Source organism: Variovorax sp. FW301-JW7 (assembly GCF_058788795.1).
In genome coordinates this window covers 509,844-524,160 of sequence record NZ_JBYTBC010000004.1, presented here as the reverse complement: position 1 = coordinate 524,160, position 14,317 = coordinate 509,844, and the positions used below count along the sequence as shown (strand labels likewise).

Annotated in this window: 11 protein-coding genes; 4 read left to right on the top strand and 7 right to left on the bottom strand. The window is 67.3% G+C overall.

Going from position 1 to position 14,317, the window contains the following annotated elements; genetic code table 11:
* Positions 1-17: 17 nt before the first annotated feature.
* The 3 genes from AC3WQM_RS14250 to AC3WQM_RS14240 are packed head-to-tail and all read right to left on the bottom strand — an operon-like array spanning position 18 to position 3,543.
* Positions 18-230 (bottom strand): hypothetical protein, encoded by a 213-nt coding sequence (locus tag AC3WQM_RS14250; RefSeq protein WP_492679547.1) that lies wholly within the window; start codon positions 228-230, stop codon positions 18-20.
* On the bottom strand, positions 227-1,414 hold the full coding sequence (locus AC3WQM_RS14245) for a PepSY-associated TM helix domain-containing protein (RefSeq protein ID WP_492679545.1): 1,188 nt from the start codon (positions 1,412-1,414) through the stop codon (positions 227-229). The genes AC3WQM_RS14250 and AC3WQM_RS14245 overlap by 4 nt, the downstream gene beginning before the upstream one ends.
* Before the next feature lie 32 nt (positions 1,415-1,446).
* Positions 1,447-3,543, bottom strand: coding sequence for a TonB-dependent siderophore receptor (locus AC3WQM_RS14240; protein WP_492679543.1), 2,097 nt, complete (start codon positions 3,541-3,543; stop codon positions 1,447-1,449).
* 175 nt (positions 3,544-3,718) lie between these two features.
* Between AC3WQM_RS14240 and AC3WQM_RS14235 the strand changes: the two genes are divergently transcribed.
* Entirely contained in the window at positions 3,719-5,311 is a 1,593-nt protein-coding gene (locus AC3WQM_RS14235; protein WP_492679541.1) for a phospholipase D family protein, read from the top strand.
* A 257-nt stretch (positions 5,312-5,568) separates the two neighbouring features.
* Positions 5,569-7,746 carry a TonB-dependent receptor gene (locus AC3WQM_RS14230; RefSeq protein WP_492679539.1) on the top strand — a complete coding sequence of 726 codons (2,178 nt, stop codon included), beginning with the start codon at positions 5,569-5,571 and terminating at the stop codon, positions 7,744-7,746.
* 50 nt (positions 7,747-7,796) lie between these two features.
* On the opposite strand, the gene AC3WQM_RS14225 is transcribed toward AC3WQM_RS14230, so the two are convergent.
* Complete coding sequence (locus tag AC3WQM_RS14225) at positions 7,797-8,288, bottom strand: cupredoxin domain-containing protein (protein ID WP_492679537.1); 492 nt, start codon at positions 8,286-8,288, stop codon at positions 7,797-7,799.
* A 416-nt stretch (positions 8,289-8,704) separates the two neighbouring features.
* On the opposite strand from AC3WQM_RS14225, the gene AC3WQM_RS14220 reads away from it, so the two are divergent.
* Together AC3WQM_RS14220 and groL are read left to right on the top strand one after the other, a co-directional pair.
* On the top strand, positions 8,705-8,995 hold the full coding sequence (locus AC3WQM_RS14220; RefSeq protein WP_056572926.1) for a co-chaperone GroES: 291 nt from the start codon (positions 8,705-8,707) through the stop codon (positions 8,993-8,995).
* Between the two features lie 56 nt (positions 8,996-9,051).
* Complete coding sequence (gene groL / locus AC3WQM_RS14215; protein WP_492679535.1) at positions 9,052-10,704, top strand: chaperonin GroEL; 1,653 nt, start codon at positions 9,052-9,054, stop codon at positions 10,702-10,704.
* Positions 10,705-10,866: 162 nt separating this feature from the next.
* Here the strand turns inward: groL and xylB are convergent, their stop codons facing one another.
* The 3 genes from xylB to AC3WQM_RS14200 are packed head-to-tail and all read right to left on the bottom strand — an operon-like array spanning position 10,867 to position 14,311.
* Positions 10,867-12,333: a xylulokinase gene (gene xylB / locus AC3WQM_RS14210; RefSeq protein WP_492679533.1), complete on the bottom strand. Its 1,467-nt coding sequence runs from the start codon at positions 12,331-12,333 to the stop codon at positions 10,867-10,869.
* 52 nt (positions 12,334-12,385) lie between these two features.
* A complete protein-coding gene (locus tag AC3WQM_RS14205; protein ID WP_062471853.1) occupies positions 12,386-13,327 on the bottom strand; it encodes an AraC family transcriptional regulator in 942 nt (313 codons plus the stop codon).
* Between the two features lie 15 nt (positions 13,328-13,342).
* The gene (locus tag AC3WQM_RS14200) at positions 13,343-14,311 is read right to left on the bottom strand and encodes a carbohydrate kinase family protein (RefSeq protein WP_492679531.1); all 969 of its coding nucleotides are present in this window, start codon (positions 14,309-14,311) and stop codon (positions 13,343-13,345) included.
* Positions 14,312-14,317: the final 6 nt, after the last annotated feature.

Genomic DNA, 14,317 nt, shown 5'->3' with positions numbered 1-14,317 from the left:
TGCCCTGCCCCTTTGGCCTAGCGGGAACCCGTGCGCGGCGAGCGGCGCCAGCCGTACCAGGCGCACACGAGCACCGGAACGCCCAGGCCCACCCAGGCCACCATGTCGCCGAGACCGCCGTCGCTGAACAGCGCAGTGATCAGGCCGACGGTGGTCATCACGCCCAGCACGATGGGCCAGCCCCACATGCGCCAGAGCGATTGGTGCGGTGCCTTGTGGTGCGTCGTCATGCCTGCACCTTCATGGCCGGTGCCGGGTCAGGCTGCGGGCCCGATACCGTGGCGGGCGCCGCAGTCGTCGCGGTCGCCCGGGCCTGCACGGTGTTGCCGCGCTTGAGCCATAGGTACAGCCCGCTGCCCAGCACGATGATGGTCGCGATGTCCAGCAGCGCCCACAGGATCTGCATCGGCATGCCGCCGTAGTCGCCGAAGTGCAGCGGCTGCGACACCAGCAGGCCCGTGAGGTACCACGGCATCTTCGGCGCCGCCGTGACCTCCGCCGTCTTGGCATCGACCAGCACCGGTTGCAGCAGCTTCGAGGTGAAGGGCTCGTTGCCGCGCAGGAAGAAGGTCGTGTGGTGCGGGCTCGAGAACGAGGTGCCCGGGAAGGCGATGAACGACAGCTTCATGCCGGGCGCCTTCTGCATCGCCCCTTCCATCGAGCGCTGCAGCGAGCCGCGCTCGGCCACCGGCACCACCGGCTCGTTCTTGTAGGGCGCGAGCAGCGTGCTGAGCTGGTCGTACTGCCAGTACTTGATGATCAGGTCGGCCCAGGTGTTGATCATGCCGGTCGAGCCCACCACGAACAGCCACACCAGCGTGACGATGCCCAGCAGGTTGTGCAGGTCGAGCCACTTCAGGCGCGGGCGCTTCTCGCGCCGCACCGTGCCGAAGTCGAGCTTGCGCATGAACGGCGAATACAGCACCACGCCCGAGACGATGGCCACCAGCAGCAGCAAGCCCATGAAGCCCAGGAACAGCTTGCCCGGCAGCCCGGCGAACAGGTCGACGTGCAGCTTGAACATGATGTACATGAAGCCCTGGCTGAACTCCGGCTGCGCCAGCACGACGCCGGTGCGCGCATCGACCGCCACCGACTTGAAGTCTTCGGTGGGCTCGGGCGTGGGCGTGAGCGTGACGAACCACAGGCCGTCGTCGTCCTCGGGCTGCGAGACGAACTGCACCACGCGGTCGGGGTGCTTGGCACGGCCGATCTCGACCACCTTGTCCAGGCTGATGCGCGGCGTGTTCGCCGGCATCTTCGGTGCCTCGACCTCGGTGCCCAGCAGGTGGCCGATCTCGTGGTGGAAGATCAGCGGCAGGCCGGTGATGCACAGCAGCAGCATGAACACCGTGCAGACAAGGCTGCTCCACTTGTGAACCCAGGCCCAGGTCTTGATCTTTCGGCTGTCCATGTCGTCGTGCGTCGTTGGGTGGTGGGAAAAGGCTAGAAGCGGTAGGTGGCGCTCGCCACGATGTTGCGTCGCGCACCGTACCAGCAGTCACCGCGCGAGAGGCAGGTGCTGAAGTACACCTTGTCCGTCACGTTGTTGATGTTGAGCGCATAGCGCCACTGGGCCGTATCGTAGGCAAACACCAGGTCCGCCAGCGCCACGCCCGGGATGCGCGGGCCGGTGCCGAACTGGGTGTCGCGGAACGAGCTCATCACGCGCACGCCGGCGCCGGCCGAGAAGCCGCTCATGCCGGCCACCGAGAACCTGTACTTGGCCCAGAAGCTGGCCTGGTGCTTGGGCAGGCCTTCGATCTGCGCGTCGGCGTCGGTGTAGTTGTAGTGGGCGATCAGGTCGAGGTTGGCGCCCACCGAGCCCTTGGCTTCGAGCTCCACGCCCTTCGTCTTGGTGAGGCCGCGCTGCGAGAACACCTTCGGCTGCTCTTCGACGATCTGGTTCTTCTCGCGCAGGTCGTACACCGCGGCGCTGAAGGCCATGGCGCGGTTCTTCGGCTCGTACTTGACGCCCGCTTCCCACTGCTCGCCGCGCAGCGGCGAGAAGATGCGGCCTTCGCGCGGCGACTGTGGCGTGAACGACTCGCTGTAGCTCAGGTACGGCGACCAGCCCGACGGATGGGCGTACATCACGCCCAGGCGCTTGGTGGTGGCGCTGCTCTTTTGCTCATCGCTGCCGGCGGCGCTGGACACGGCCCGGTCATGGCGCAGGCCGGCCACGAAGATCCAGTGGTCGAGCTTGATCTGGTCCTGCAGGTACAGGCCGGTCTGGCGCTGGCGGGTGCGCGGACGCGCCACGCGCTCGGGTTCGTCCAGGTGGCCGTACACCGGCGCATAGAGGTCGATGGTGTCGACCGTGGTACCGCCCCAGACGTTCTCGCGCTGGCGCGCGAAGTCCGCGCCCACGAGCAGCGTGTGCTGGAGCGCGCCGGTCTGGAAGTGGCCTTCGACGTGGTTGTCGAGTGTCTGCGTGCGGTTGCGCGTCAGCTGGCTGTCGTAGTAGCGGGGGAACACGCGCTTGAAGATCGGGTCGGTCGACCAGCTGTCGAAGCCGCTGAACGCGCCGCCGTAGTGGTAGCGGTTGTCGTTTTCGTTCTTCGCATAGCGGAAGTTCTGGCGCACGGTCCAGCTGTCGTTGAACTTGTGCTCGAACTGCCAGCCGAAGGTCTGGCGCTCGCTGTTGTAGTAGTCGCCAGGCTCGCCGATGAAGCGGCTGCTCGGCACGCGGCCGTTCGGGTTCGGCAGCAAGGTGCCTTCCCACGGCAGGAACTGCGAGCTGCTGCCGTTCTTGTCCTTCTGCCACAGGCCCTGCAGCGTGAGCGAGGTCGCGGCGTTGGGGCGCCAGGCGAGCGACGGCGCGATCACGCTGCGGTCGTCGGGCACGTGGTCGACCTGCGAATCGGACTTGCGCTGCAGCGCGATGAGCCGGTACGACAGCGAGCCGTCGGCGTTCAGCGGACCGGTGAGGTCGGCCTGCACCTGCTTGCGGCCGAAGCTGCCGAACTGCACGCCCACCTCGCGCTGGGCCTCCTGCAGCGGTCGCTTGCTGACCATGTTGATCACGCCCGCCGCGGTGCCCGCGCCGAACAGCATGCCCGAAGGGCCGCGCAGCACTTCGAGGCGCTCCAGCGTGTAGGGCTCGGTGCGCGTCGTGCTGGTGTAGTAGCCGTAGGCCTGGCGCAGGCCATCGAGGTAGATGTCGGGGTTGGCGCCGCGCACGCGCATCGAGTCGGTGCGCGAATCGACACCGTAGGCGTCGGAGCGCACGCCCGCCGCGTAGTTGAGCGCCTCCTGCAGGTTGGTTGCGCCCTGGTCGACCATCTGGTCGCGCGTGACCACGGTCACGGCCTGCGGGGTTTCCGACAGCGGCGTGTCGGTCTTGGTGGCGGTGACGGCATTCTTCGCGCGGTAGCCGATCACGGGCGAGGTGGCGGTTTCGGCTTCGGCATTGGCATCGACGCGCACTTCAGGGAGCGAACCCGTGCCGCCCGTTTGCGCCAGAACGTGCTGCTGCGCGTAGATCGCCAGGCAGCCCACCAACACCGAAGCGGCCCTGCGCCGCGCCCTCATTCTTGCCATGTTTTTATGGTTCATTGAACGCTATTGATAACAATTCGCATTCTATTGTCAAGAAAGTCTCGGTCCTCGGGTTTTCCAGCAGACGGGGGCGAAGCGTTGCAAAACCGCCGCGGACGCCCGCACCAGCCGAGCTACGATCCCGCCCGCACGCCGTTTGCGTGCGCTGACAGGCCCCATGCTCAAGCTCCTCGCCTCGTTGTTTCCTGCGCTGCGCGGCCCGGCGCTGATGCTGGCCGTGCTGGTGCTCACCGGCTGCGCCGGCCTGCCGCCGCGCCTGCCCGACGGGCCGCCCTCGATCGCCATTCCCGCCTCGGCCGCCACCCCGCTCGGCCGCGCCGCCGCCAGCCTCGATTCACCGCCCGACGGGCTCTCGAGCATGCGGCCGCTGATCGAGGCCTCGTTCGCGCTCGATGCGCGGCTGGAGCTCATCCGCCGCGCCCAGTCTTCGCTCGACGTGCAGACCTACCAGCTCGGCAACGACAAGACCGGCCGCCTGCTGCTGCGCGAACTGCGCGACGCCGCCCGGCGCGGCGTGCGCGTGCGCCTGCTGCTCGACGACTTCTACACCGCCGGCATGGACCGCCTGCTGCTCGGGCTGGCCGCCGAGCCCAACGCGCAGGTGCGGCTGTTCAACCCCTTCGTGAACGCCCGCGACCATTCGTCGATGCGCTGGCTGGAGTTCTTCGGCGATTTCCGGCGGCTCAACCACCGCATGCACAACAAGCTGTTCATCGCCGACGGGGCCCTGGCCATCGCCGGCGGGCGCAACCTCGCGGACGAGTACTTCCTGCGCAGCGAGAGCGCCAACTTCATCGACTTCGAGCTGCTGCTGGCCGGCCCGGTGGTGCCGCAGTCGGCCGGGATCTTCGACACCTACTGGAACAGCGACGTGGTCTACCCGCTGCAGCGCATGGCCGGCACGCCGCTCACGCCCGATGAGCTCAAGGCCGCCTTCGACGCCGCGACCTCGCCCGCCTTTGCGCCCCTTCCCGACCCGCTGGCCGCCACCGACCTGCTGGGCGACCTGCCGCTGGGCGCTCAGCTCGACAACATCGGCGAGACGCGCTGGATCCGTGCCGAGGCCGCCGCCACCGCCGACAGCCCGAACAAGGCCCTGGGCACGATGGCGCGCCCGCAGGAGTCGCTGGCCCAGCGCTTCCACGAGATGCTGGGCGCCGCGAAGTCGAACGTGGTGGTGATCTCGCCCTACTTCATTCCCGGCGACGAGGGCATGGAACGCATCCGCATGGGCCGCGCGCACGGCCTGAACATCACGGTGGTCACCAACTCGCTGGCCGACAGCGACGAGCCGCTGGTGAACATCAACTACAACCGCTACCGCGTCGACATGCTCAAGCTGGGCGTGAACCTGTACGAGGTCAGCACGCAGCAGCTCAAGCGCAGCGGCCAGTTCCGCAGCCTGCTCAAGAAGGCGCGCGGGCGCCTGCACGCCAAGCTGGCGCTGGTCGACCGCCAGTGGGTGCTGCTCGGCTCGATGAACCTCGACCCCCGCTCCGCCCTGCTGAACACCGAGTTCGGCGTGCGCGTGCGCAGCTTCGAGCTCACGCAGGCGCTGCTCTTCGCCTACCAGCTGGACGACATGGAAGGCGTGTACCGCGTCGTGCTCAAGCCCGACGGCCAGAACGTGCAGTGGATCGGCACCGGTGACGTGCATAACGAGGTGCTCGACAGCGAGCCCGACTCCAGCATGCTCACGCGATTGCAGCTGCTGCTGTTCTCGTGGTTCGTGCCGACCGACCAGCTGTGAGCCCACGGCCGCACGTCGCATCCGCACCACAAATGCGAACAGCTCGCATCTAGAACTTTACAATTCAGTCCGCCGCGCCCAGCGGCCGTCACCCAGGGGTGCCGCCGACGGAGCTTCCGTCCGCGCGGCCCCCGCCTCACCCAGATTTTTTCAAGGCAAGGCACGACATCGCCCTTCGTCGCGTGGACGACAGGGCGGTGCGTGTGCGTGCGCGGCCCGCCGTGCGTGGTGCCGCCGCCTTAAAAAAACTGGACAACATGAAGCCCTCTTCCCGCGCCTACCGCACCGCCTCTCCCTCGCGCCCGCTGTGGCCCCTTTCGCTGCTGGCCGGCGCCGCCCTCGCGTCGCTGAGCGGCGTCGCGCTGGCACAGACCACCGCCTCGACCCTGAAGGAAGTCACCGTCAGCGCCGAAGACGACAAGGGCTACGCCCCCGCCGCCGCCAGCACCGCCACCAAGGGCAGCGCGCCGCTGCGCGACGTGCCGCAGGCCGTCAACGTGCTGCCCGAGCAGCTGCTGCGCGACCAGGGCGCCGTGTCGATGCAGGACGCCCTGCGCAACGTGCCGGGCGTGAGCTTCAACCACGGTGACGGCCAGCGCGACCAAGTCGTGATCCGCGGCTTCAGCGGCATCTCCGACTGGTTCGTCGACGGCGTGCGCGACGACGCGCTGTACTTCCGCGACCTCTCGGACACCGAGCGCATCGAAGTGCTCAAGGGCCCGGCCGCCGTGCTCTACGGCCGCGGCTCCTCGGGCGGCCTGATCAACCGCGTGACCAAGAAGCCCGTGTTCGAGCGCCGCTTCGGCGAGGTCTCGCTGGGCCTGGGCAGCCATCACTACACGCGCAGCACGATCGACCTGAACACGCCCATCGGCGAGAACATGGCCTTCCGCCTGAACGTGGCGGGCGAGCAGTCGGACAGCTACCGCGACCAGCAGTTCACCGACCGCCACAACATCGCGCCCTCGCTGGCGATCAAGTTCAGCCCGCAGACCGACCTGCTGCTGCAATACACCCACCTGCGCGACCAGCGCCTCACCGACTTCGGCATCCCGGCGCTCAACGGCCGCCCGGTCGACGTGCCCATCGGCGCGTATTACGGCTCCGCGCACGGCAAGCGCGACGACACCGTGACCAGCAAGGTGCAGACCTTCACCGCCACGCTGAACCACCGTTTCAGCGACGCGCTGAGCCTGCGCAACACCACGCGCTATTCCAGCTACCACCTGGACCGCAACAACACGCTGCCCAGCGGCACCACCGACCCGGTGCGCCTGACGGTGGGCCGCACGCGCGGCATCGTCGAGCGCGACGAGAGCGGCTGGTTCAACCAGACCGACCTGACCTGGCGCAACGACATCGGCGGCTTCAAGCAGGAGTGGCTGGTCGGCGCCGAGTTCGGCGTGCAGCGCAAGCGGCTGTTCAGCGTGTCTTCCGCCACGGGAGCGCAGCGCGTGAACCTGTTCAGCCCGGTGGCGGACCCGCTGCCGATCCCGCTGGCCACCTACCTCGCCGACGGCGCGATCCCGAGCAACAGCGAGTTCAAGACCGCGGCCGTGTACTTCCAGGACCAGATCACGCTGGCGCCGCAGTGGAAGGCGCTGATCGGCGGGCGCTACGACGTGTTCAAGCAGGACACCAGCTTCGAACGCAAGCTCGCGCCGCTGGAACGCACCGACCGCAAGTTCAGCCCGCGCGCCGGCGTGGTGTGGCAGCCCGACACGGTGCAGTCGTACTACGTGTCGTACAGCCGCTCGTTCCAGCCCTCGGGCGAAAACTTCGCGCTGTCCACCGGCAACATCGACAACGCGCCCGAGATCACCGTCAACAAGGAAATCGGCGCCAAGTTCGACCTGCTCGACGGCGGCCTGAACCTCACGACCGCGCTATTCAACCTGGAACGCTCGGGCATCAAGAACACCGACCCGAACAACCCGCGCCGCCAGATCAACGTCGGCACGCAGCGCACCAACGGCCTGGAGCTCGCGCTCAACGGCCGCCTGCCGGGCCGCTGGGACGTGAGTGCGGGCTATGCCTACCTCGACGCGAAGATGACCAAATCGCTCGCCACCGTGAGCTCGCTGCAGCTGCCCGTGGGCGCCGCGATCCCGGTGCAGGGCAAGACCGCCGCCCTCACGCCGCGCCACTCGGCCTTCGTGTGGGCCATGAAGGACCTCGGCCACGGCTTCAGCGCCGGCGGCGGCCTGAACTACGTCAGCGCGCGTTACGCGTCGCTGAGCAACCTCGTCACGCTGCCCTCGTACCTGACCGCCGACCTCGCGGCCAGCTACAAGACCGAGCGCTACGAGATCGCGCTGAACCTGAAGAACATCGCGAACCGCAAAGACTACGTCTCGGCCCACGGCAGCGTGGACAACCTGATCCTGCCGGGACCGGGGCGCGAGGTGCAGCTGACGCTGCGCGCGAAGTTCTGAGCGTGCCGGGCGGCTGCGTGCGTGTCCGGCACGCGGCCGCTTCCCTGTCTTTACTTGCCGGCCTTGCCCACCAGCACCGCGCCCTTCATCCCGGCGTCGTAGTGGCCCGGCTGCAGGCAGCCGAAATCGACCTTGCCGGCCTGGGTGAACTGCCAGACGATCTCGCCGGTCTTGCCCGCGGCCAGCGTGACCATGTTCGGATCGGCGTGCTCCATCTCGGGGTTCTTCTTCATCGCGTCGTAGTGCGCCTTGAGCGCCTTCTCGGTCCCGAGCACAAGCTCGTGCTTCAGGACGCCCGAGTTCTTGACGACGAAGCGCACCGTCTCCCCCTGCTTGACCTTGATGTCCGCCGGCGTGAAGCGCATCGAATCCGTCATGTCGACCTGGACCGTGCGCGTCACCTTGGCAGCCACGCCGGGCTTGCCGACGGCGGCTTCGGCATCGTGGTCGTGGCCACCGGCATGGGTGCCCGAGGCGGAAGCGCCGGCCGCGGCCAGTGCGACCAAGGCAGCGAAAACGGTGTTGCGGAAGGTGAGAGCCATGGTGTCCTTGGAAGTTGTAGAGGTGGATCGGGCGGCCTGCGCGCACATCCATCCGGTGCTGCGTGCTGGCGTGCCGCGACTCTAGGAAGCCCGCCCCGTCAATCGCCGATCACGTGGATTACAAAGAAGCAATCCGCGCGCGGCCCCTGCAGGGGTCTGAGTGGTTTCATTTCACCCGGACAAAAGAACCCCAAACGTTCCGACCGATGGAACCCGGCAGCCCGGGGTTTCCCCGGAAAAGCACAGCCGTGCAGGACGAGGGCAAGGGCCACGCTCTTGAAAGGTCATCGAATGCCCTTATGATTAGCACTCGCTGCTGACGAGTGCTAACAGCCCTCCCATCCAGTCGACAGGTCGCCGGTTTCTCCGGTGCCCGACCACAAACAAACCCGTTTCTTACCCTTCCAGGAGATGCAATGAAACTTCGTCCTTTGGCCGATCGCGTGATCGTCAAGCGTGTTGACAGCGAAACCAAGACCGCCTCCGGCATCGTCATCCCCGACGCAGCCGCCGAAAAGCCCGATCAGGGTGAAGTCCTGGCCGTGGGCCCGGGCAAGCGCAACGACAAGGGCGAACTGGCCGCACTGACCGTCAAGGTCGGCGACCGCGTCCTGTTCGGCAAGTACAGCGGCCAGACCGTCAAGGTCGATGGCGACGAACTGCTCGTGATGAAGGAAGACGACCTGTTCGCAGTCGTCGAGAAGTAATTCTTCTCCTCTCTTTCGATCTCATCCCAATTCAATCCATTCGGAGTTAATTCATCATGGCAGCAAAAGACGTAGTCTTCGGCGGCGAAGCCCGCGCACGCATGGTCGAGGGTGTCAACATCCTGGCCAACGCAGTCAAAGTGACCCTGGGCCCCAAGGGCCGCAACGTGGTGCTCGAGCGTTCGTTCGGCGCCCCCACCGTGACCAAGGACGGTGTGTCCGTGGCCAAGGAAATCGAACTGAAGGACAAGCTGCAGAACATGGGCGCCCAGCTCGTGAAGGAAGTGGCCTCCAAGACCAGCGACAACGCTGGTGACGGCACCACGACCGCCACGGTCCTGGCACAAGCCATCGTTCGCGAAGGTTTCAAGCTGGTGGCTGCCGGCATGAACCCGATGGACCTGAAGCGCGGCATCGACAAGGCTGTCACGGCCCTGGTCGCCCAGCTGAAGAAGGCTTCCAAGCCCACCACCACCTCCAAGGAAATCGCGCAAGTCGGCTCCATCTCGGCCAACAGCGACGAAACCATCGGCAAGCTCATCGCTGACGCGATGGACAAGGTCGGCAAGGAAGGCGTGATCACCGTGGAAGACGGCAAGTCGCTGGACAGCGAACTCGACGTCGTCGAAGGCATGCAGTTCGACCGCGGCTACCTGTCGCCCTACTTCATCAACAACCCCGAGAAGCAATCGGCGCTGCTCGACAACCCCTTCGTGCTGCTGTTCGACAAGAAGATCAGCAACATCCGTGACCTGCTGCCGGTGCTGGAGCAAGTCGCCAAGGCGGGCCGTCCGCTGCTGATCATTGCCGAAGAAGTCGAAGGCGAAGCCCTGGCTACCTTGGTCGTGAACACGATCCGCGGCATCCTGAAGGTTGTGGCTGTGAAGGCTCCTGGCTTCGGCGACCGCCGCAAGGCCATGCTGGAAGACATCGCCATCCTGACGGGCGGCAAGGTCATCGCTGAAGAAGTGGGCCTGACGCTCGAAAAGGTGACGCTGGCCGACCTGGGTCAAGCCAAGCGCATCGAAGTGGGCAAGGAAAACACGATCATCATCGACGGCGCTGGCGCTGCTGGTGACATCGAAGCCCGCGTGAAGCAAGTGCGCGTTCAGATCGAAGAAGCGACCAGCGACTACGACCGTGAAAAGCTGCAAGAGCGCGTGGCCAAGCTGGCCGGCGGCGTGGCAGTGATCAAGGTTGGCGCTGCCACCGAAGTCGAAATGAAGGAAAAGAAGGCTCGCGTCGAAGACGCCCTGCACGCCACCCGCGCTGCAGTGGAAGAAGGCGTTGTGGCTGGCGGCGGCGTGGCTCTGCTGCGTGCCAAGCAAGCCGTGGGCGACTCGGTCAAGGGCGACAACGCCGACCAGGAAGCCGGCATCAAGCTGGTGCTGAAGGCCATCGAAGCGCCCCTGCGCGAAATCGTGAACAACGCCGGCGGCGAAGCCTCGGTGGTGGTGAACGCTGTGCTGGCCGGCAAGGGCAACTACGGTTTCAACGCTGCGAACGACACGTACGGCGACATGCTCGAGCTGGGCATCCTGGACCCGACGAAGGTCACCCGCACCGCACTGCAGAACGCCGCTTCGGTGTCCTCGCTGCTGCTGACGACCGAAGCCATGATCGCTGACGCTCCGAAGGACGAAGCCGGCGGTGGCGGCGGCATGCCTGACATGGGCGGAATGGGCGGCATGGGCGGCATGGGTATGTAATTTCGCTCGCCCCCAGGCTGCGCGGCACTTCGTGTCCGCTACGCCAACCCCCTACCGGGGGCAACACCTGCGGCCCGGCAAAGCCGGTTCCGCGGTGTTTCGCGAAATGAAAAAGCCCCGCTTCGGCGGGGCTTTTTCTATGGGCGTTCGGTATTGCGTCTTCTATCGGAATTGATCGCGCAGCGCCATGTAGAGCACCTGGAAGCGAGCATGCCGCGTCCTGTGTCCGTCGGCCCCTTCGGATGAAGGCGTCAGCGTCTGCTTGACCGGCGGTAACGTGCAAACCTCTGCCACCGCGCCACCATCGGCAAGCCATGCGAGGCGCGCTGCGCCAAGCGCACCGCCGGTTTCGCTGCCCGCATACAGCGTCAGCGGCACCTGGAAGATGTCGGCCAGCAACTGCCCCCACCACACACTGCGCGCGCCGCCACCCACGAGCGCAACTTCGCGCAGCGGCATGTCGGTCGGCAGGCGCAAGGTGTCGAAGCCGTCGCGCAGGCCGAAGCTCACGCCCTCGACCACGGCATAGGCGATCTCTGCGGGGCCGTGTGCATGCGTCAAGCCGAACAACGTGCCCTGCGCGTTCGGGTTGTTGTGCGGCGAACGCTCGCCCGACAGGTACGGCAGAAACAGCGGGCAACGCGCCCGGTCCGCCAGCGCGACCGACGCCGCCGCCGCGAGCAGCGCGGATTCATCGGCGAACTTGAATGCCTTGGCGGCCCAGCTCACAGCACTCGCGGCCGAGAGCATCACCGACATCTGGTGCCAACGCTTCGGCAGCGCGTGGCAGAAGGCGTGCATCGCCTGCGCAGGGTTCGGCAGGAAGCGATCGGTCGAGACGAACACCACGCCCGAGGTGCCGAGCGAGACGAAGCCCTGCCCCGGTTCCACGAGCCCCATGCCGACCGCGCTGGCGGCGTTGTCGCCTGCACCGCCGGCGATCTTCACGCCCTCGCGCAGTCCCCAGCGCGCCGCCAGTTCCGGCTTGAGCAGCGCGGAGACTTCACTGCCTTCCACGAGCCGCGGCATGTGAGCACGTGTGAGCCCCGTGGCGGCGAGCAGTTCGTCGGACCAGTCGCGCGCGCCCACGTCGAGCCACAGCGTGCCGGCCGCGTCGGACATCTCGCTGACCGCTTCGCCGCTGAGCATGAAGCGCAGCCAGTCCTTGGGCAGCAGCACGCGCGCCACGCGGGCGAAGACCTCGGGCTCGTGCTCGCGCACCCACAGCAGCTTGGGCGCGGTGAAGCCGGGCATCGCGAGGTTGCCCGCGATCTCGCCCAGGCGCGGCACGACGCGCGTGAGCGCCTCGCACTGCGCGCCGCTGCGGCCGTCGTTCCAGAGAATGGCCGGGCGCAGCACCTCGCCTGCCGCGTCGAGCAGCGTGGCGCCGTGCATCTGGCCCGACAGGCCGATGGCGCGCACCTGCGCCAGCGCCTTCGCATGCGTGGTGCGCAGCTCGGCCATGACCGTGTCGAGCGCCCGCCACCATTGGGCGGGCGCCTGTTCCGACCACAGCGGTTGCGGCCGGTCGACCGTGAGCGGCGCGCGTGCCACGCCGACGATGCGGTGATCGTCCGCGAGCAGCAATGCCTTGAGCTCGGACGTGCCGAGGTCGAGTCCCAGATACAAGATGGTCTCCCTGATGGCGCCTTCGGAGCGGGCGCGTTCGCCTTGAAAGAAGTCAGCCGAAGCGCGTGTCGGCCTGGCGCCTGAACTCGCTGGGCGTCATGCCCTTGATTTCGAGGAAGCGCCTGTTGAAGTTGGCCACGTTGTTGAAGCCCACCTGGTAGCAGATGTCGGTCACGTAGTGGTCGGTCTGCATCAGCAGGTGGCAGGCGCTGTTGATGCGCACGCGGTTCACGAAGTCGGTGAAGCTGTTGCCCGTCGAGCGGCGGAAGAAGCGGCTGAAGCGGCTCTCGCTCATGCCCAGCTCGGCGGCCACGTCCGACATCGAGATCGAGTCGGTCATGTTGTTGGTGATGCGGTTCACGATGTCGTTGATCTGGTCGACCTGCGCATCGCCGTCGCTGCCCTGCACGCCCTGCATCTGCACGCTCGACAGCAGCCGGTAGTCGGTGCACTGCGCCAGGTCGGCCATGAACTCGCAGAACAGGCCCAGGCGGCGCACGCCGCGCGCGGCCTTGATGGCGTCCCAGTGCGCCAGCGCCTGCGCCGACATGCCGAAGAACTCGATGCCGTGGCGCGCGCGGTCGAGCAGCGGCATCACGTCGCGCAGCTCGGGAATCTCGGCGGCTGCGCGCTCGATGGGCTCGTGGCGGAACTGGATCACGCGGTCGCGCCCGGCGGCGCCTTCTTCGGGCACATCGAGCGAGATCCAGTTGTGCGGCAGGCGCGGCCCGCACAGCACGAGATGCCCGGGCTGGAACGGCCCGATCCAGTCGCCGATGAAGGCCTTGCCCGAGGTCTCGGTGATCAGGTGCAGCTCGTAGTCTTCATGGAAGTGCCAACGCACCAGCGGGCTCGGAAAGCCGTGCGCGAGGCAGCGCACGAGGCCGGTTTCTTCCGGGGCCTCGTAGCCCAGCGACGGGGAGCGCGCGAAATCGCGCTCCAGCTCGGGTTGGCGTTGGCGAGGGATCGCGCGTTTGCGGGTGGTCGTGGTCATGGCGGCACGGGTCGATCAGGGCCGGGAAGCGACGGCCTCATTGTCTTCCTGCGAAAGCGCCGTGCGAACGGCTTCCAGCGTCGGTGGATCGGCGCCCTCGCGGGTGCAGTTCAGGGCCGCAGCTGTGGCGGCAAAGCGCATCACGGCGCGCCAGGCGTCGTCGCCGAGCTCGGCCAGTTGCGCCGGGTGCTCGACGCCATGCGCCAGCAGCGCCACCGACAGCCCGGCGGTGAAGGTGTCTCCCGCGCCGATGGTGTCGACCACCTCGACGCGCGGCGCGGCCACGGTGAGCGGTGCGCTGCCGGTGCGCCACAGCGTGGCACCGGCACCGCCGCGCGTGACGATCACGGCGCGCGCGCCAGCGGTGAGGCACTCGGCCGCGAGCGCATCTACCGGTCGCCCGGGGGCGAGCAGCGCGGCGTCTTCGTCACTGAGCTTGACCAGGTCGGCCATGGTGAACCACTCGCTGACGCGGGCGCGGTAGGTGGCCATGTCCGGGATCAGGCTGGGCCGCACGTTGGGGTCGAACACGATCACGCAGCGCCCCGTGTGGGCGGCCACGAGGTCGGCGATGCGCGACGACGCCGGCTCCTGCAGCAGCGAGATCGAGCCGAAGTGCAGGAAGCGGCATTCCGCCGGCAGCTGCGGCAGTGGCTCGGGCGCCCAGGTGGCGTCGGCACTGCCGCGTGTGTAGAAGGCGTAGCGGTTGGTTTGCGGCGTGCGCTCGACAAAGGCCAGCGTCGACGGTGCGTCGCTGCGCAGGATGAGGCGGGTGTCGACGCCGTTGCGTTCGAGAAAAGCCACCAGCCGCTCGCCGAACAGGTCGGTCGACAGCTGCGTGAGAAAGCCGGTCGGCTGCCCCAGCCGCGCGCAGGCCACGGCCGTGTTCAGCGGCGAGCCGCCTTCATGGCCGAGGAACGCCAGGGTGCCACCTTCGGCGGCGGTGAAATCGATCAGGGCCTCGCCCGTGAGTGCAATGCGCATGGTGCT